This is a genomic window from Paraburkholderia sp. GAS32, from assembly GCF_050434225.1.
In the GTDB taxonomy this organism is placed as follows: domain Bacteria; phylum Pseudomonadota; class Gammaproteobacteria; order Burkholderiales; family Burkholderiaceae; genus Paraburkholderia; species Paraburkholderia madseniana.
Genome location: NZ_JBNPVS010000062.1, coordinates 23,833 through 41,969, shown reverse-complemented (window position 1 = coordinate 41,969; position 18,137 = coordinate 23,833). Strand labels below are relative to the sequence as shown.

Here is an 18,137-nt window from a genome sequence, read left to right as displayed (position 1 = left end):
GTTTTGCCTCTGGAATTTCCTCGTGCAATAAGGTAGCTAATAGATAACAAAAGGCTACCAATTAGCTACCAAATTCGGCCGGACACTCATTCCGCTACTTCCGCGCCTCGATGTTCGTCGGCGCGATTCCGGTGGCGCCCTCTTTTCATCGCGCAACGCTGATAAGTGGGGTTGAACGGGCTAGACCGGCGCAAAAAAAAAACGGCCCGCACGTCGCGGACCCGGTCATGGCGAAGCAAAGACGGGCGGCCAGTCCTGCCGCCAGCCCCGCCTTTGCCCCGTTTGTAGTCGTGTCGCTAGGACGGACCACGCATACATTAGAGTCACTGCACCGGCGCGCGCCGGACTTCTCAGCCGCGCTGCACTGCTACGGGCTTCGACGGCCGCCGGCCGCTTCGTGACGCCAGAATCTGCCGGATGGTGGCCAGTGATTGCTCGGCGGTGGAACTCGGCGCAGGCCGGCGCGCCCCGCTGAACCGCGGCGCCGTCACGCCAAGCGTCCGGCACACGGCCGACAGGTAAGGTTTCAACGGGCCGCCGCAGCGCTGCGCCGCTGCCACGATCGCCGCGTCGCCGACTTGCCCGCGCAGCCACGCGAGCGTGCGGCGGTCCCGTTCATTCTGCACACGCACCAGATGTTCCATGCCATCCTCCGCAACTGTATATGCAAACATACTGTATATATATACAGGTATCAGGGGATTTTCAAGTTAGTGCGTAAATCCCTGGCCGATGGACGGGCGCTGAAGTCGGGACTTGCGCACCGAACAGCGCCGGCAGCGAGTACGTGGTGCGAAAATAAAGAATCTTGCGAAAAATGAGAAAACACCTATAGTCGGTCCATCTGCTTTCGGGAAACAGCCGCCGTGATGACCTTCAACCCGCCCATTGAGAAACCAAAGAGCAACGCACGCACGACCGAGGCTATATTCGCCTTCGGGCCGCAGCCTGGCGACTATGCGTTGCGGGATGCCCCCGAAGGGCGCGTGACGTTTGACGAATGCTTCGGCCGCGTCGATCCGGACTACGACGGCGAGTTCGGCTCCGAGATTGAAGCGACCGCGTTGAGCCAACTCGGGAATGTCTACGAGTTCTGGTTCAAGCTGTTCAGATCAAAGGCCGACAACCGCGCGATGTCGCCGGTCGCGCGCGCTATCGAAAAGCTGTTCGGCTCGCGACTACGCTACGCGGCTGACTATCTCAACGAAACCGAGATCGCCCTCTCAAGCCGCTGGCTTGCACGCGAGTATTGGCTCGAGCAGTTGCACTTGCTCGTTACCGACGCCCGTCGGCTGGCACAACGGCTCGGGGTTGTCCGGTTATCCCTTCTGCGGCGCCTCGTTAATCCGACGGCCGAGACAGGCAGTTCCGCTGCCCTCGCGAAGCGCTTGAACCCGCTCGGCGCCCCGCCGCAAATTGCCTGAAGGAGGCTTTCATGACACAGGTGACGAAAGAACGAAACGAAGCGTCGGCTCTCAAGATCCGTGCTGCGCTTACCGGCAATTACGCGGGCGATGCGCGTCAGCTGGTTCGGGATGTCGCCGAGTCGTTTGCTTCTGATATCGAAGGGACGTTGCGGGTGAAAGTCCCGGAGCTCGCGGACAGTTCGATCCGTGACTTGCTGCGACATGTCCTGGAAGAGCGCTTCGCGACGATTCTGGCGTCCGGTGACGCCGACGGATCTGAAGCCCGCTCCTCCTCGTTGCCTGTTGTCAACCTGAAGCCTTCGGAGGTGATCGAGCAGCGCAAGGTGCGCATGTCGCTCGCGAGCCTGTATCGCTATGTCGAAGCGAACAAGTTCTATTGCGTCGTGCCGTCAGGCCAGAGTAACGGTCGTGAATTTCCCGCGTGGCAATTCGCTGGACCGGTGCCTGAACTGTTGCCGCCTGTGCTTCTCGCCCTTCGGGGGGCGTTGAGAACTGAGGTCCATGCTTTCCTGGTTACGGCGCAGGACGCGCTGAACGAACTGGCGCCAGCAGAGCTATTGGCTGGTGTCCCGTTCGAAACACGCGCGTCCCTGCATCCGAGTCAGCAAAGACTCTTGCAACTGCCCGCGAACGAGCGTCAGCGCAAGGTTCTTGCGTTGATCAACGGGCCGGGAGCAAGCATTGCCGCTTGCAAGGCCACCACTTGGCTACCAGGCGCGCTAGGATGAATGAGGTTGTCAATAGGTCCGCTTTTAGAATGCTCGCCGGGCCATACTCGACCACGTCAGCCGCATGACATGGCGTCCGAGAAGGACCGAGGCCGTGCGAAAACTCAAAAGTACTCGGTTTTCGGGTGTCGGTTTACCCTTCCCGAGTTGCTTCCAAGCCAATACGGTGCGATATGAGCGGTCGATTTTTTGAACGCCGCATTCAGCATGGTTTTTCACACGGCCTCGGTCGGATAGAGACATTCCCCAGTGGCATCGATATACACATGCGACCGCCGCTGGGCCGCTGCTGAACTGCCCATCGCGTAAGCACGATGAAGCCTGGCACCAGTCCGAAGCCTCAACATTAGCATTCACGTAATTCATGACGGTGCCACTCGTCACTCGCCTGGACGGGTCACCTAGGTGCAGTCGTTAGCGTCGGCCGCAGGTCGGCCTGATTCATGACCAGTCTCAAGAAGCCGCTGGCGCGATCTGGGGAGGCCACACGCCCGACCTGCGCGTGGTGACGTCACCTCCTCGAGACGACGAATGCGCAATCGACGAAAGTATGCGCACGACGCTGACCGTAGGCGACAGCCTCCTCGGGACACGCAAATTCAAGCGACTCTGCATAACTTGCAACCACGCTTTCCGGAAGGAAGCGAGCTTCCTTATGCACATACCAGGTGACGGTATAGCGTGGCTCGACACCGTTGAAGGAAAGCGCGGTGTTCTCGTCGACGCGCACGTGTATTCCGAGTTCTCGGTATGGTTGGCAGGTATGGTCGCGCATATCTCCTCCTCGATGCCATGGACAGCGGATGAACGCCTCTTTGCAACGGCTGTTCCTGACCGTGCATTGGGCTCCTGTCGGCGCGCCGCTGCATCAATCCATAGGGCTACGGCCTGCGTTGCTTTAGAAAGAAGTGTCTATCGAACTACACGCTCGACGCACCCTCACATCATACGTAGTACGAACAGATCAAGAGGGTGATCAACGGTGGTCGGGGTGGCGACTGTCAACGACTCGCACTTTGCAAACGCTGTAATTTGAAGCCCGGGGCCATAAAGAGTGGCGTCACCGGCTTGGAATCGGGACGCCGCTGAAAACACACCCGCGTGACTGGGAAGACCGCACGAGTGACTTGAAGGTATCGTTCCTCGGTCCTCGCCTCAAGACGAAAAATCTTCGTTTGTAACAGCGACCAAGGTATTTTTTGCACCATTAAGTCTGAGGATTTTGGATGCGCAACAGGCCACGGTGCTCCACTGGGATCAGCGAGCGCCGGTCGCGTTTGTGGATTTACAAATTCGGCAATTTTCTTACAAAACTGCTCATTGATTGAATCCGGCCGGCGCTACCATGGGCAACCTCCACTATCTCGGACACCCCGTTGATGTTCACGGCCCTTGGCAACGGGATGTATCGAGACGCCCCTCCGATGTCACAGAAATCTTCGGCGAATGCAATGTGCGGGAATGTCGCGAGCAGTGCGACCGCAAACAAAGCGAATAGCCTCATCGTCATTCTCCCGGCCGCGGTCGGAATCAGGGTTAGGCCAAGCTGAGCGCGAATTTCTATCATAAGCCTAATAGTTATAGTGCCATTCGGGGTGCTCTAGCATTTAAATTCGCAGTCCGTATCACATTTCTTCACATCCCGTTACAAGACTCTGTCTTGACCCTGCGGTCCGGTTTCCCCTATGCTGCATTGCAAGCAATTGGCCAGCCCGGCTGTCGGCAGCGAAAGTTACGTGCGAGGTTAGTCGACTGATGACCGGGTGGCATGCTGCACACACCGTTGGTGCCGTGATTGTGGCGGTGCCTGTCTTCCCGAGAGCGACCGAGGGCGTCAGATGTTGCACACCTTCTTCTTCGATTCTGCCGCGAGCCAGCCGCACGGCCCGGCGTTATGGGCCACTGAGCGTCTTTACAGCTACGGTGAAATCGAAACCAGGGTACGTCGCGTGTCCGCGGGACTGTCAGCGGTTGCACGGACCGGCGACGCACGCAGGTGTTTGCTGTTTGGGCATCGCAGCGCGGCCGCCTACGTTGGCGTGCTGGGAATTCTCGATACCGGTATGGCCTATGTGCCGCTCAGCCCGAAGATGCCAGCGATGCGGATCGCGGCCATCATCGAGCAGTCCGGCGCGCCGTTGATGCTGGTCGATCGTCGTTGCACCGGGATGCTCGATGAAGTGCTGTCCCTGCTTGACGAACGCCCACGGATCTTCCAGCTCGACGAAGATGTGGATGATCCCCATCTGCCCTCCGTTGTCACCCATCTGCCGCCGCTGCCCGCTGCGCCGTATGTGCAACGCCAGGGCTCCATGCGCGACGTCGCTTACATACTTTTTACCTCCGGCTCGACGGGGGGGCCGAAGGGCGTACCGATCACGCATGCGAACGCCGATGCTTATGTGAAAGTCCAGTTGCAACTGGACGACAACGTGCGCGATGCACGCTATATCCAGTTCTGCGAACTAGGCTTTGATCCGTCTGTGCACGACATGTCCGTCTGCTGGGCGAACGGCGGCTGCCTGTACGTGCCTGACACCGTCGATCCTGTCTATAACTCAGACTTCGTCAAGCGTCACGAGATTACACACTGGAATAGCGTGCCTTCCGTGGCCGGCTTCATGCAGCAGATGCGCAAGCTGACGCCGGGTGCATTCCCGAGTCTTCGAGTCTCGATGTTCGGCGGCGAGCCACTATCTCGCTCGCTGGCGTTAGCGTGGGCGCGCGCCGCGCCGAACAGCCGGATCTTGCATATGTACGGGCCGACCGAAGCGACCATCGCCTGCACATGCTTCGAGGTCAGCGCCGGATTCCTCGAGGATCCGCAGCACAGCGTCATGCCGCTCGGCTGGGCGCTCCCGAGCGTGGAGCTGATGATTGTCGATGCCGAACTCGAACCTGTCGCCGCGGAGCAGACGGGCGAGTTGCTGATCGCAGGTCCGCAGCTAGCCGGCGGCTATCTGTCGCCTGACGAAGCCGGCAATAGCAGGTTCATCGCGAAGACCTATCACGGCCGGCGCGAGCGACGCTGGTATCGAACCCGCGACGCCGCGCGCGCCACCACGCAACACGGAATCGTGTTTCAGGGACGTCTCGATACGCAGGTCAAGATTCGCGGCAACCGGATCGAGCTGGAAGAGGTCGAACATGTCGTGCAAGCGTGCAGCCAAGCTGCGCTGTGCGCGGTGATCCCATGGCCGCTCGATGAAGCCGGGCAAGCCATCGGCCTCGTCGCCTTCGTGACGAACGCCCGGGTCGAGACCGCGCTGGTTCTGCGGGCGTGCCGGCAGCGCTTGCCCGTCCATGCGGTGCCGCAACGGATCGTTGTCCTCGACGCGTTTCCGCTTAACGTAAACGGCAAAATCGACAGAATGGCGCTCGCAGGACAGTGCGCACACGGCATGGTTGCCGCCTGAGGTTTGTGCCAGATCCAAGCAACGAATAGCCAGCCATCGCCGCGCATGAGTGCGTTGATGGCATGCCTGAAAAGCAGGCGTTATAGGGGAGCAAATGAAAGTCGCTTTGCGCCGCATTCTTGCGGAAACCGCATGCCTCGAGGTGCCGGTCGAAACCTTGAGCGATATCGACAACCTTTACGCCGCTGGTCTGTCCTCGCTCGGCACGTTTCGTGTGATGCTGGCCGTTGAAGACGCGTTGGGCATAGAGATACCGGGAGAGTTGATTACGTTTGACCTGTTTCGAAGTATCGATTCGCTCGCGGGCGCGCTCGCACCGCTCGTAAGGGACGACTGGGCGGCGCACCGGCCGTGTGCGACTGCGCGGCGACAGCCATGACAGCGAAGGCTGCAATGAGGCCAGTCACCTTTGGTGGCTGTTACGGGTCGCTGCACCTGCCGACGGGCGACGGGGCCACGACGGGCATGGTGCTGTGCAGCCCGTTCGGCTACGACGCCCTATGCGTGCACCGCGGCTGGCGCGACTTTGCAGAAGGGTTGACGGTGGCTGGCGGTATCCCCGTTCTGCGCTTCGACTATCCGGGAGCGGGCGATTCGGAGGGCAACGAAGAAGATCCGCAGCGCTTTCGCGCATGGATCGACAGCATCAAGGCTGCGACACAGTATCTGCGGACGGCTACCGGTGTGACGCGCGTGATCCTGTGTGGCTTACGTCTGGGAGCAACGTTGGCAGTCATGGCGGCCGAAGAACTGGGCGACATCGATAGCCTGATTTTGATGGCGCCCGTCATAGCTGGCAAGCGTTATATCCGGGAGCTGAACATGCAGCATCAGAGCTGGCTCAAGACCCCAAGCGGCCGCGCAGCGGTGCAAGCGGATGACGACGGGCGAGCCGTGGGCGCATTCGGATTCCAGCTGTATGCCGACACGCTCGAGCAACTCGCTGCCGTTGACCTCGTACAGCGCGAGCGGCCCGCCGCGCGCCGTGTGCTGGTGCATGATGCCTGCGACAGCGCTCCCATGCGCCAGTTGATAGAGCGGTATCGTGGTCATGGTGCGAGCGCAGACGTGCAGATCGTTCCCGAGTACGACAAGTTCCTGGTCGACCCACGGTTTAGCGTGCCGCCGCAACGGGCCTTCGACAGCGTGCTCGAGTGGCTCGGCCTTCAGTCCGGCACGCCGGCGACGCCTGCGGTGGAGATACTTCCACCGGCCGCCGATGCGCGGATCGATTTTGCGGCAGGTCACGAGACGCCTGTCGTGTTCGGCGGCGGGCGCTATGTCGGCGTGCTCTGCCAGCCGCGCTGCGCGCAAGAGCGGACCCCCGCTGTGCTGCTCGTCAACACGGCCGGCGCTCATCGCGTCGGCGACGGACGGATTGCCGTACTGATGGCGCGACGGCTTGCGGGGCAAGGCATCGCCTCGTTACGCATGGACCTTGGCGGCCTTGGCGATAGTCTGCATCACGAAGATTCGCCGACGCTCGAAGCCGTGTACGCGCGTCATTCGGTCACAGACGCGACGGCGGGAGTGGAATGGCTGATTGCGGCCGGACACCCGGGGGTTGTCACGTTCGGCGTCTGCACGGGCGCATACGTCAGCATTCATACGGCGTTAGCGCATCCTCGCGTGGTGGGCTGCATGTCGGTCAACTTGCCGTTTTTCTTTTGGGGCGGCCCGCAAACGAAGCCGGGCGCTCACCATATCGAATCCAGTCAGGTGTACTGGCGTTCGATCCGCAACCCCCATAAGTGGCTCCGGCTGCTGAGCGGCCGGGCGAATGGGCGAGCGATCGCCGTGGAGCTGGGACGCCGCTGGTACATGCGCTTGACTTCGCTCGCCGGCAGTCCGTTCGAAGGCAGGTTGGGCGTCAACACGTCGACGGGTGCTATCCGCCAACTCTTGATGGACCTCGAGCGCAAGGGCGTGCGAACGTCGCTGGTGTACGGCTCGCTCGATGCGGGGCTCGATGAACTGGCGATCCGTTTTCGACCGAACGGTAGCGAACTTGAAAAGCTGACGAACGTTACGGCAAAGATACTGGAGAAAGTGGATCACTCGTTGTTCTCGCGCACAGCGCGTGAAATTGTGATGGCGCATTTCGAGGAATTTTTGCTCGAGAGGACTTTCGATACCGAGTGTGCCGACGTCCTGGACGCTACAGTTTTACACATGAGTTCGCTGCGGCGGATGTGGATTCAGACCGGCCCGCGCAAAGCTGTCCGATGACGGCACAGTTCCGCCCCTGCATCGAAGACGCGCAGCAATAAGTGACACGCGCCGGGCGACACGCAAGACTGGACGCCCATTGCCGTCGTCACGCTCAATCCGGAGCGCGATTCCGTCGTCAGCGGCGTCGCAAAATGCAAACAAACAGCCCTTGGCTGCGTGACTGAGGCGACAAGCGTCTTGACACACGCCGCGTGCACATCGTGCATTGCTTCTTTTCAACGAATCGACGGCTTAGATCATGGCGACTGATATTGAAGAATGCGGACCTCTCCTTTCGATGTTTGATTTGGAAATCAAGAAAATAGAGCGGTCGGCATGCTTGTCGACAGACATCGAATCCGTGCCCGACGAATTCACCCGGAGGGTATTTGAATCGGGCCTCGACTGGCTTGCGGGCTTTATCATGAGGCCTCATGCTGAACTGGGCCGTCGTGGCGCGGTCTGCCCTTTTGCCAAGCCAGTTCATGACGAAGGATCATTGGTTTTCTGTGCCTGGGATGTAAAAGAACTACCATTCGAAATTTTCCTCCCGGTATTGAACAGGCTGCCTGCTCTTTATCATCGGCTGTCTTCCGGCACGCCCGGAAAATCGCGGCTCTTTTCGATATGCATATTCTTGAATGGCCTGAAAGAAGAGCTATATTCGAAATATATAGACGAGGCACATTCGATGTCGAAGCCCGTTTTTATGAAGGCAGGATTGATGATCGGTGAATTTCACCCTTTAAGCATGACGAAAGGGGTTCATTCACAAACATTCCGGCCGATGCGTAGTAGCCGGCCAGTTTTTGTTGTGCGAGCTATAACGCCTCATGATGCGATGTTTATTGATCGAGACGATAGTCCAACCGAAGTACGTCTTCGCGAACTATTGGACTATAGGTTATGGGTTGGAGAAGTTCTGCCCGAAGACGACATCCTGAGAATTGAGAAACGGATCGGGGAACTGAGATTAGCGATAGCAAGGCGAAGTTGGTCACGGTAGCTGGATGCGCCGCTAGCAGGCCCAATGCGTTCCCGAAGCCGGCGTCGCCCGCAGGTATTCAAGCAGATGAACCGCCTATCTGCTTTGATCGCGCAATGGCATGACCCTTGGGTCCATCGACTCAAGTCGAAGGACCCGCTCGAAGCAATGGGATGGGCGCTCCCGTCTGTGAAGTGGTTGACACGTAACTCCACCTTGGCACGCTGATGCCGTTTCGGGTGGGGGCAAGACGGGCACGACTCAGGACAACACGGATAGCTGGTTCATCCTGATGCATCCGCAACTGGTCGCGGGCGCGTGGGTGGGTTTCGACGATGGGCGTGTGACACTTGGCGACGACTATTGGGGCGAGGGTGCGCACAGCGCCTTACCGACGGTGGGCGCGTTCTACGACATGGCGCTGCGCGCGAGGGTCATTGATCCGGATGCGCGGTTCGGACCCGAGACCTGGCCACCCCGCACGGTCCATGCGCGACGGCATCGACACTTCCTCTTCTGGAGCTTCTGATGTCGTCGCTGGCGGACGCGACATTCGCATTCGCCGGTGCCGCCGACGCAGCATCTCAATCCGAGGCGGCCGGCAGTAGCCCGCTGACCGATTTCTCGAACCGGATCGCTCGACCGAGGCATCATCACGCTCAGCCAGGCCTACTGGCTTATTGGAATGCTGGTGAAATAGGCGTTTTTGCTAATCAGATAATGAACCTGCTTCAGGTCGGGTAGCCAGTTTGGCGCTATGGCCGGGAAGAACAGCCGTAGCAAGCAGGATGAACGGAACCCGTGATCTATCACAGGCTCCGTCGAATTTACCAACTTCGTAGCAGCGGGGGCGTCGGTGACGCCAGGTCGTTTGCTCGGAAGCGGCCATTGCGGAAAGGCGGCCTCCTGGTCGCCAGCCTTTGCCGTCTGCAGCAGACTCGACCGCGAAGGCACAAAGCCGCTAGTCGTGTTGACGATGTCATGTCAAAAATTGATCAATATAATTATGTTAAATACATCGGAATCCTACATAATTAGCTGCAAAAAAACCCGTTTGCTTGCACAAAGCTGTTCGGGGGTTTTGTGGAATTTTGTTTCTGGCGGTTTGCGTAGCGCTTGCCACCGACGGCGTGGGCCAGAAGGCCGACCGATAGACCGGGCGAGCAACAATGTTATGCAACGGTGTCCGCGCAGTCCGCTGGCAAGCACACGACCACAGCCCTCGGACTCGTCGCCGTCACTTTGCCGTAGACGGTGCGCAGCACCGTCGAGCGACTGTCCTTCGCGGTTGAAGGCCGCACCGCAGCTCCGACAATGGGTCTGGCCTGAGAGCCACGACTGCACCTGTTTCGAAATGAGCTCGGCCTGCACCTTTGCCAGCAGCAACCGCCCTTGCGCGAGAGGCAGGCCCAGGTCGGCAAGACAGCAGTCAGGGCGCTCAATGACAGCCAGAACTCCGTCACCTTCCTCAACCGTATCATTGTCTCCGTCGGCCGACCTTGCTTCGATGATCAACCGCATGGCTTGCTCCCACCGTTGCGAGACCGATCAGCCTACTCCAGACGAAACCGATGCCGCTGCCGGAAGCACAAGAGGCCCTCCTTGGGAGCCTCCCCAACTTTGCACGCTCTCGTCCACGACCGGGCAGGTCGCCGTCAATGCCTTCGCAGGTGCGCTTGAATTTCGCGCGCATCGAGGGCCGAGAGATCTTCGTTGATCTCTTCGAAAATCATCTGACGCGTTTCCTCGCTCAGACGCTTGCGCAGCATCCCGAGAAACTTCGGCTCCACGGCAAATCGTAATCGCTGATACCGGTGATGAAGCCGTCCCTGTTCGACATAGTCGGCGACGGTCTTTGCGAATTTTTCGCGGTCCTTCTCGCTCAGCGCCGGTCCACTAGGGACGACATTGACAAGGTCTTCGATTTCCCGCAAGTCCAGCTTAAGTCCCGGTGTCTCGAAGACTCGAGCACGGCTGCCGTCGGCAACGACAACCCAGGTAGTGACAGCCATGGTGCGCCTCTCAGCGTGATCGGTCGCCGGCTCGGCGGCCATCGCAAATCGTCGCGTGACGCCAGCGAGCTCGCCGGTCAACGACAGTCTATCTCCAACGCCCATCGATGACGGACCGCGGGGCCTCCCCGCGCTCCTGCGCGAGCGACGGATAGTCGGTATACCCGCGCTCGCCGCCTCCGTAGAACGTGGACGGATCCGGCGAATTGAGCGGAGCGTGCGACTGCAGGCGTTCCGGCAGGTCGGGATTGGCGATGAACAAGCGTCCGAACGCGATCAGGTCCGCGTTGCCGTCCTCGAGCCATCTTTCTGCACTGCCGCCGTCGAATCCGCCCGCGACCATCAGCACACCACGATAAGAGCGGCGTATCATCTCGCTCATGCGTTTCGCGCGCTCCGTGAAAGCGACATCCTCACCGGTCGCCGCCAGCGCGGGATTGACGATGTGCAAATAAGCCAGCCCGTATCGATTGAGCTTTTCGATGACGTAAGAAAAGGTCGCCTCGGGATCGTCGTCATGCATGTCGTTGAAGGTGCCGAGAGGAGAGAGCCGTACGCCGACCTTTTCCGGCCCCCACACTTCGCAAACCGTTTCGATCACCTCAAACAGCAGCTTGGCCCGGCGCTCGCTCGACCCGCCGTATTCGTCCGTGCGGCGGTTCGTGCCGGACAGCAGAAACTGGTCGAGCAGATACCCGTTCGCTCCGTGCACTTCGACGCCGTCCATACCGGCAGCCTTTGCGTTGCGCGCACCCCTGAAGTATTGGCGCACGAGATACGGCATCTCCTCGACCTGCAGCGCGCGAGGCGTGACGCAGGGCGCGACGACACCTTCGCCGCGCTCGTTCTCGATGAACGCCTCCGCTTTCGGCCTGACCGCAGACGGCGCAACGGGAAGCATTTCATCGGGCTGCAACGAGGGGTGCGATATGCGCCCGACGTGCCAGAGCTGCATGAACATCAACCCGCCCGCCGCGTGCACGGCGTCCGCCACGAGCCGCCAGCCTTCGACCTGCTCGCGAGTATGAATGCCAGGCGTCCATGCATAGCCCTGCCCTTGCATCGACACCTGCGTCGCCTCGCTGATGATGAGCGCGGCCGCTGCGCGCTGCGCGTAATAGCAGGCGTTCAGCTGCGACGGTATGTTGCCTGGTCGGCTCGCGCGCGAACGCGTCAGCGGCGCCATTACGACACGATGACGCAGGTTGTGCGGTCCCACCTTTACGGGTTCGAACAGCTTGCGTAGTGGAATTTGCTCGTCGTGCTGCCCGGCTTCCCCCGGCGCGATTTCCGTATCAGGCATAAATTTGCTCCTTGCTTTTGACTCGGCCCGAAAAGTGCTGCCATAGACGCTTCGAAGCGTCGGCGTCAAATCACATCGACAGCATCCCGCTCTCGGGCCAGTCTAGCCATGGCCCGCGCGCGCTTCTTTCCGGTTTCTGCCCAGATATGTCACGATCCTGCGGTCACCCGGTGCATCGTTCCATCGGGTCCGATGCGGCCCGCCACGCCCTCAGCTCTGGGCTTTTACAATGCGCGCCGTTACATTCGACACTCGACTAGGTCAGTCCCATGCCATTTGAGAAGAACTGGTTCGCGGCTTAGCAAAGCGAACCCATAATTCCCCCAGCCACGGGATTCGTCAAACGGGGGCAGGGTCAAGGTGCCGGAATTATTGTTCTGATCAACCCCCGGCGCAGTATCCACTTCGAGATACTCGTGTCGCTCTGGTCCAATCGCGAGCGCGCAAGTCCCGCGGTCATTGTTTTGCTCGCAATTTCGCCAAATGAATCAGCTACCGACGTTCCGGTGGGCAAGTCGGAATGCGCGCGGCGTCACACCGGTGTATCGATGAAACACTTCGGTGAAATGCTGCTGAGTCTGAAACCCCGCGCGCGCGCCAACGTCAACCAGGGGAAAGGTCTCCTCGCACAACATCGTCCTGGCAAATTTCACCCGTTCGAGTGTCACGTACAGATGGGGTGGGTTACCTGTCGCCGTTTTGAAACCGCGTGCAAAGCTTGATGAACTCATGTGCGCCAGCACTGCGAGTTGCTCGACCAAAATGGTTTCGGCTATGTGCTCATGAACGAAGGCTTGAATGCGAGTCAGCATTGGACGGGTAAGAGGCATGTCCGGCTCGGCCGCACCAGCACAGTGCCCGTAGCGGAGAGCGATGTGCACCGAGATGACATCTGCAAAAGCGTCGGCGCAAGCAGCGTCGATGAGATCCGCATGATGCAGAGCAGCCAATGTGTCCGCGGCCTCGCGCAGGAACGGATCCCAAGACCTGGACCATTTAGGGACCGCGTCAAACGCTTCTTGCGAGACTTGCCCAAGTACGCCCGGTTTGAGTGCGATAACCCATCCCGTGGGATCGTTGTCAGCGACTGTGGCCAACTGCGCCACCGCCGGAATAACTGCGACAAATGGTGCACTTATTAGGATGACATGACTCATCCCGAGGTCGTCGCAGCCCGCAGCCCGCGCAACAGTGCTACCTGTCGGTATAACGAGGCGAAGTCCCTGCACCGAATTCAGGCCGCCATCGGCGAGAGCGACATTCATTGCTTGGCAGCGTAACCCGCGATCCGGGGTCGATCTTGTTTCTTGCTTCATGATGAGCAGAAGTTTCCTCGTTGTCTCGTCGCATACCCAAGCTTACGTCGAATTCAAGGCTGCTTAAGGCGGATTCGTAATATGGGCGGAAGCAATCCCGACCTCGTTGATGCAGTTGCTGCTGAGCTATATTGCCGGGCAACTTGGGGCGACGCTCGACACGCTAATAGCCGGGATTCAAAGCAACCCATCGTTCCTGAAGGCTTTCTGCAAGCTAACGCTTACGCCGGGTATTACGGAGCGTTCGAAAGCGGTCAGGTTCGCGAAGCAGCATGCCATGCGCACCGCGCGCGCGTCCGCGATCTGGGGACATCGATCGGACTTGGCCTGGGTAAGGCGTCGCGCTCGAATGGAGCCTGCCGATCATCGCGATCCCGACCAGGTATGCAGGCTCAGAGATGACACCGATCTATGGCCTGACCGAGGACGGTCTGAAAGGTATGGGACGCGACCTGCGTGTGTTGCCGAAGACGCTTATCCACGACCCGAGCTGTCACGTGAATTGCCGCCCGACTTGCCTTTCGTGAGTGGCCTCGATGCCACTGCGCATGCAGCGGAGGGGGCTGTATTCCCATGATGGCAATCCAGTCATGCCCCTGATGGCTGATGGCTGACAACTGGATGACGGAATACGTGCGTTGGCGACCGGACTGCGCGGCATCAAGAACGAGCCCTAGAGCCTGTTAGCGCACAGTGATTGTCTCTGCGGTGCAAGGCTATGCGGCTGTGTGCTGGGCACGTTGGAATGGCGCTGCATCACAAGCTTTGTCGTACTCTTGGCGAAAGCTTCAACCTGCCGCATGCGTAAACGCACGCGATCATATTGCCTTACGCACTGGCATCTAACAGCGCGGCGTCGCCTGAGGCCATGACACGAATCTGCCACGCGCCAGGCGGCGAGAGCGCTGCGCATGGTGTCTGCGAGCCTGGACGAGGGCTCTCGGCGTTCCATCTGGCTTGCGCGAGACTGGCATGCAGGAATCTGACCTCATAAAGCGTGCGAAATAGCCATGTCGAGTCCCTATTGGAATCCGCGATCTATGTGCTTTTCGCGCTCCGGCGGGGCTGCAAGCGCGGTTAAGTAGTTGAAGTGCACTGATACTGAAAAGCGTGCTCGAAGAGGCAGTCACCACTTCGGGTCAATTAAACTTTTTGCTGCATCGGCTTACTATCAAGCCACATCACGGTATCAACGTCGCACGCTTCGCGGAGCAGTTCCCGAAGCTCCAGCGCTGACGCGAGTTGCTGCGCTACATCTGCGCGCGCATCACCGCATCACCGCATCACCGCATCTGCGCCGCTGCAACGGCGACCGATCGCTGCGATCGCAAGAGGATAACTGCGGTTTCCGGGCTGACGGGTCGCCTGAGCCGCGTTTGACGCTCAAGCAGTTTGCTCCCCTCGACGCTAGACTGTAGTGAGCAGCCAGGTGCTCGCCGAGCGCGACGTTACCTGGAAACCTTAGCGGGAATGTCGATGATTTCACACGTGCAATTGCTTGAGGCGATCTTGCGCATGGTCGCGGCAGTGCTGGTGGGTTGTATCGTCGGGCTCGATCGAAACCTGCACGGCAAGCCAACCGGTGTCAAGACGCTGGGCCTCGTTGCGCTTGGTTCCTGTCTCGTCACGATGGCCGGCATGTCCTTCGAACTGCACGGTTTCAGCGACAGCAGTGACGCCGGCCGTGCGATTCAGGGCGTCATTACGGGCATCGGTTTTCTCGGCGCCGGGGTGATCCTGCAAAACCGCGCCACCGGCAGGATCAGCGGCTTGACGACGGCGGCTTCGATCTGGGTCACCGCCGCGCTCGGCATTGTGTGCGGCATCGGCGCATGGCAGATTGCGGGTATTGCCACCGCCCTGCTCCTGCTGCTGCTCTCGGTGGGCGGCAGCATTGAACGTGCGTTGCACCGGCGCTGGTTAAGAAAGTCGCCTGAAGAGCAGGCGGCGGTCATGCGGCACGACGAATAGTCACGCGGCCGCGCACTAATCCGCGCACTGCCCATGGACCGAATGTGCCGCGCGTCAAATGCATCGATCGTGGACGATGCGAGACATAAGTCAGTGATGCTCGCTGTAGTCGGACCTCGCCTTAGGTGTCACGCGTACCTTTGCGTATTGAAACTCGGGCAGCGCCTTGATCGCATCTTTCGTCGCACCGGCAAGCACCAGTTTGCCATTGACGAAATCGAGCTGCTCAATCGGAATGGCCACGTCGTGATGCGACACCCCCAGAAACTGGTTTGCGGCGACGATTGCAAACGATACCGACCGATCCGGTGCCACGATAATGTCATGAATGACACCGACACGCTCACCCTTCTCATTGAAGACCGGCTTGTCCATGATCGACTTTCTCACGCTCCAGCCTGCCACGATCGCGGCCGACTCTTCCACGCTGACACCAAGCGGTTGGGCGCCGGCCACCTGGGCGTTCGCGTATGGAGCGAGTCCGAGCGACGACGCGAGCAGCAATACAAGGAGATTCGCTTTCATGAGATTCCCTTCGTTCTGGTGTTGAGGTGCGACGCCGGGCCAGCAATGAAAAGGCTAATGCCAGACCGTGCGCGGCGTAAGTTCATGTTAGAAGGTCTCACCGCAAGCTGCTATAAAAAAGCGGTGATGGATCAGGTTATTTTCGTGCGTCTGGATGCCATTCCGCACGCCTCGTGAACGAATGCAGAATTGCGAAACGCATGGCAGAAACGCGAAAGAATCGCAGCTGCGTGGAGCCTAGACTGAAGTTCATCGCATGACGGTACAGCTTGGAGTCCCACATGGATGAACTGCTTGGACGCGCTTGGTGGATGCTCATTCTGCGTGGCACGGTAGCGCTACTGTTTGGCGTTCTGGCGCTATTCTGGCCCGCTCTCACTCTGCTACTTCTTATTACCCTCTTTAGCGCCTACGCGATCGCCGGCGGCATTGTTGCGATTGTCGGGGCCATCCGCTACCGCGCGACGCACGCCGGCTGGTGGGTGCCCTTGCTGCTCGGCATCTGCAGCATCGGCGCCGGTTTGATAGCCGCGTTAGTGCCGGGCATTACCACGCTCGTGCTGGTCGCTATCATCGGCGCAAACGCGATTATCACCGGCGTATTCGATCTGATCGCAGCAACGCGGCTGCACAGGCGCCTGCGCAATGCGTGGATGCTGGTGCTAACCGGAGTGCTGTCCGTGCTGTTCGGCATCTTCGTGCTGCTCTTTCCGGGCGCCGGCGCACTAGCGCTCGTCTGGCTGATAGGCGTGTATGCGTTATTCACGGGCGCGCTGCTTTTCGTACTCGGCATCACTGCGCGTGCCTGGCACCGTGACGGCCTGACCGGCGAGCCACACGCGCCATTGCATCCGTAAGCGCACTGCTCGCGGGCACTCGCGGGTTACAAGGTCAAACCCGCGCCCCTCGCATCCGGAGGGCGAATAGACTGCCCGTCATCTCCAGTGGTCCAGCGTCAGGTCTGGCACTGGTATATGTCACGTAAGGAGAATCACATGCTTCTGGATCTCGACAAATGGAATCCGTTCCGGTTCTTACGCTCGCACCCCACGCAGAAAAACGCATCGGGCCAGACCGGTGCGCCGCGCATCAATCAGGAGAGCGTCCGGCAAAATGGGCAACAGACGGGCGGCACGCAAACGGGTAACGGGGCACCGATTGCAGCGGCTGCTGCGCCGGTACTCGCGCCTGCCAGCTGGCCGCTGCCTGATCCGATTCATCTGTTTGCCGAATTGATCCGCGATCCGTTCGGCGGGCGTGGACCGCTCGGGATCTGGTTCGGCGACTTCAGCGCGAGCGAGTTTCAACCGCGGATCGACGTCACCGACGAAGGAGACGCACTGCGTATTGTCGTTGAATTGCCGGGCATGACCCGCGACGACGTCGAACTCGAAGTGATTGAAGACATGCTGATCATCAGCGGCGACAAGCGCTTCGAATCGACCAGCGAAGAACAGGGATGCTATCGGGTCGAGCGGTCGTTTGGACACTTTCAGCGCGCGGTCCCGCTACCCGCGGGCATCGATCTCGATCGGGCAGAGGCCAGATTTGAAAACGGCATGCTGACGTTGCGCGTCCCCAAAGCGGCCGGAGAACCGGCAGCGAAGCGGCGCATCGAGATCAAATAGCACCGTTCGTACTCCACGGTCAGGCCTATCGTGAAACAACTCGTCAGCTTCCGCAGTCTCGGTGATTCGGCCCACGCCAGCGTCGAGCAACAGATTGGTGAACTGGCCGCGCACCATCCGAAGCGGCATCTGCACCCGTCTTCAACGGAACTGGCCAGTTTGCGGGCGGGTGTCGAAAGGGACATTCTGTGTAGCGGCGACGCTTATCGCGTAAAGCTGCGACTGGTACTGTCCACTACCACGCGAACCGCCGGGGAAGAAGCCGAACACGCGGCGGATTTCAGCGCCTTCGCGGGCATCCCGGCATATCCATTGAAGAGGGCGCGCTGCACCGCTACGCTGGTTCGGACCCCAGACGAAGTCGGCGAGGCGAACAGCAGATTTTCGAATTCCGGCGACCGGACGAGACGCTCAAGCTCGAAGACGTGCTGCCTGGCAGGGACGAAAAACCGAAGAGGCAGCGAGCGAGCATGAAGTGCGCTCGCGCACAGGCAAGCTGCTGGGCCAGTTGCCCAACGCGTGGCGGCACGCGGTGCTGCCAGTGGAAGTGGACGATGTGCCACTGCAGGAAGTCGCGGTACGCCTCAACACAGGCCAAGTCACCGTGCGGTGCTG

The 18,137-nt window shown here is 59.9% G+C and carries 17 protein-coding genes and 1 pseudogene; 11 read left to right on the top strand and 7 right to left on the bottom strand.

Annotated features, from left to right (window positions below; all coding sequences use genetic code 11):
- Positions 1–350: 350 nt before the first annotated feature.
- The gene (locus P3T25_RS43075; protein ID WP_154566524.1) at positions 351–644 is read right to left on the bottom strand and encodes a hypothetical protein; all 294 of its coding nucleotides are present in this window, start codon (positions 642–644) and stop codon (positions 351–353) included.
- A 222-nt stretch (positions 645–866) separates the two neighbouring features.
- Here P3T25_RS43075 and P3T25_RS43070 point away from each other — a divergent pair, with 222 nt between their 5' ends.
- Both P3T25_RS43070 and P3T25_RS43065 read left to right on the top strand, forming a co-directional pair.
- A complete protein-coding gene (locus tag P3T25_RS43070) occupies positions 867–1,424 on the top strand; it encodes a hypothetical protein (protein ID WP_154566523.1) in 558 nt (185 codons plus the stop codon).
- An 11-nt stretch (positions 1,425–1,435) separates the two neighbouring features.
- Positions 1,436–2,155, top strand: coding sequence for a hypothetical protein (locus P3T25_RS43065; RefSeq protein WP_154566522.1), 720 nt, complete (start codon positions 1,436–1,438; stop codon positions 2,153–2,155).
- A gap of 511 nt (positions 2,156–2,666) precedes the next feature.
- Here the strand turns inward: P3T25_RS43065 and P3T25_RS43060 are convergent.
- Positions 2,667–2,930, bottom strand: coding sequence for a hypothetical protein (locus P3T25_RS43060; RefSeq protein ID WP_154566521.1), 264 nt, complete (start codon positions 2,928–2,930; stop codon positions 2,667–2,669).
- A 1,063-nt stretch (positions 2,931–3,993) separates the two neighbouring features.
- Between P3T25_RS43060 and P3T25_RS43055 the strand changes: the two genes are divergently transcribed.
- The 6 genes and pseudogenes from P3T25_RS43055 to P3T25_RS43030 all read left to right on the top strand — a co-directional run bounded on the left by P3T25_RS43055 (position 3,994) and on the right by P3T25_RS43030 (position 9,511).
- A complete protein-coding gene (locus P3T25_RS43055; protein WP_429363385.1) occupies positions 3,994–5,571 on the top strand; it encodes an amino acid adenylation domain-containing protein in 1,578 nt (525 codons plus the stop codon).
- A gap of 94 nt (positions 5,572–5,665) precedes the next feature.
- A complete protein-coding gene (locus tag P3T25_RS43050) occupies positions 5,666–5,950 on the top strand; it encodes an acyl carrier protein (RefSeq protein ID WP_429363383.1) in 285 nt (94 codons plus the stop codon).
- On the top strand, positions 5,947–7,800 hold the full coding sequence (locus tag P3T25_RS43045; protein WP_429363381.1) for a serine aminopeptidase domain-containing protein: 1,854 nt from the start codon (positions 5,947–5,949) through the stop codon (positions 7,798–7,800). Before P3T25_RS43050 ends, P3T25_RS43045 begins: the two co-directional genes overlap by 4 nt.
- 241 nt (positions 7,801–8,041) lie before the next feature.
- Positions 8,042–8,788 carry a DUF6875 domain-containing protein gene (locus tag P3T25_RS43040; protein WP_154566517.1) on the top strand — a complete coding sequence of 249 codons (747 nt, stop codon included), beginning with the start codon at positions 8,042–8,044 and terminating at the stop codon, positions 8,786–8,788.
- A gap of 223 nt (positions 8,789–9,011) precedes the next feature.
- Positions 9,012–9,296: pseudogene (locus P3T25_RS43035) on the top strand (penicillin-binding protein); the annotation flags it as partial.
- Positions 9,296–9,511, top strand: coding sequence for a hypothetical protein (locus P3T25_RS43030; RefSeq protein WP_429363379.1), 216 nt, complete (start codon positions 9,296–9,298; stop codon positions 9,509–9,511). The pseudogene P3T25_RS43035 and the gene P3T25_RS43030, both read left to right, overlap by 1 nt.
- A 282-nt stretch (positions 9,512–9,793) precedes the next feature.
- Here the strand turns inward: P3T25_RS43030 and P3T25_RS43025 are convergent, their stop codons facing one another.
- The 4 genes from P3T25_RS43025 to P3T25_RS43010 all read right to left on the bottom strand — a co-directional run bounded on the left by P3T25_RS43025 (position 9,794) and on the right by P3T25_RS43010 (position 13,398).
- A complete protein-coding gene (locus P3T25_RS43025) occupies positions 9,794–10,288 on the bottom strand; it encodes a hypothetical protein (protein WP_429363377.1) in 495 nt (164 codons plus the stop codon).
- A gap of 134 nt (positions 10,289–10,422) precedes the next feature.
- Positions 10,423–10,860 (bottom strand): host attachment protein, encoded by a 438-nt coding sequence (locus tag P3T25_RS43020; RefSeq protein WP_429363375.1) that lies wholly within the window; start codon positions 10,858–10,860, stop codon positions 10,423–10,425.
- 7 nt (positions 10,861–10,867) lie between these two features.
- A complete protein-coding gene (locus tag P3T25_RS43015; RefSeq protein ID WP_429363373.1) occupies positions 10,868–12,082 on the bottom strand; it encodes an alkene reductase in 1,215 nt (404 codons plus the stop codon).
- A 488-nt stretch (positions 12,083–12,570) separates the two neighbouring features.
- Positions 12,571–13,398 carry a helix-turn-helix domain-containing protein gene (locus P3T25_RS43010; protein ID WP_429363371.1) on the bottom strand — a complete coding sequence of 276 codons (828 nt, stop codon included), beginning with the start codon at positions 13,396–13,398 and terminating at the stop codon, positions 12,571–12,573.
- Positions 13,399–14,874: 1,476 nt separating this feature from the next.
- Between P3T25_RS43010 and P3T25_RS43005 the strand changes: the two genes are divergently transcribed.
- Positions 14,875–15,369: an MgtC/SapB family protein gene (locus P3T25_RS43005; protein WP_123385959.1), complete on the top strand. Its 495-nt coding sequence runs from the start codon at positions 14,875–14,877 to the stop codon at positions 15,367–15,369.
- 90 nt (positions 15,370–15,459) lie between these two features.
- Here the strand turns inward: P3T25_RS43005 and P3T25_RS43000 are convergent, their stop codons facing one another.
- Complete coding sequence (locus P3T25_RS43000; protein ID WP_123385478.1) at positions 15,460–15,894, bottom strand: PRC-barrel domain-containing protein; 435 nt, start codon at positions 15,892–15,894, stop codon at positions 15,460–15,462.
- Positions 15,895–16,175: 281 nt separating this feature from the next.
- On the opposite strand from P3T25_RS43000, the gene P3T25_RS42995 reads away from it, so the two are divergent.
- Both P3T25_RS42995 and P3T25_RS42990 read left to right on the top strand, forming a co-directional pair.
- Positions 16,176–16,751: an HdeD family acid-resistance protein gene (locus P3T25_RS42995; protein ID WP_123385479.1), complete on the top strand. Its 576-nt coding sequence runs from the start codon at positions 16,176–16,178 to the stop codon at positions 16,749–16,751.
- A 138-nt stretch (positions 16,752–16,889) separates the two neighbouring features.
- Complete coding sequence (locus P3T25_RS42990; protein WP_429363368.1) at positions 16,890–17,522, top strand: Hsp20/alpha crystallin family protein; 633 nt, start codon at positions 16,890–16,892, stop codon at positions 17,520–17,522.
- Positions 17,523–18,137 lie beyond the last annotated feature (615 nt).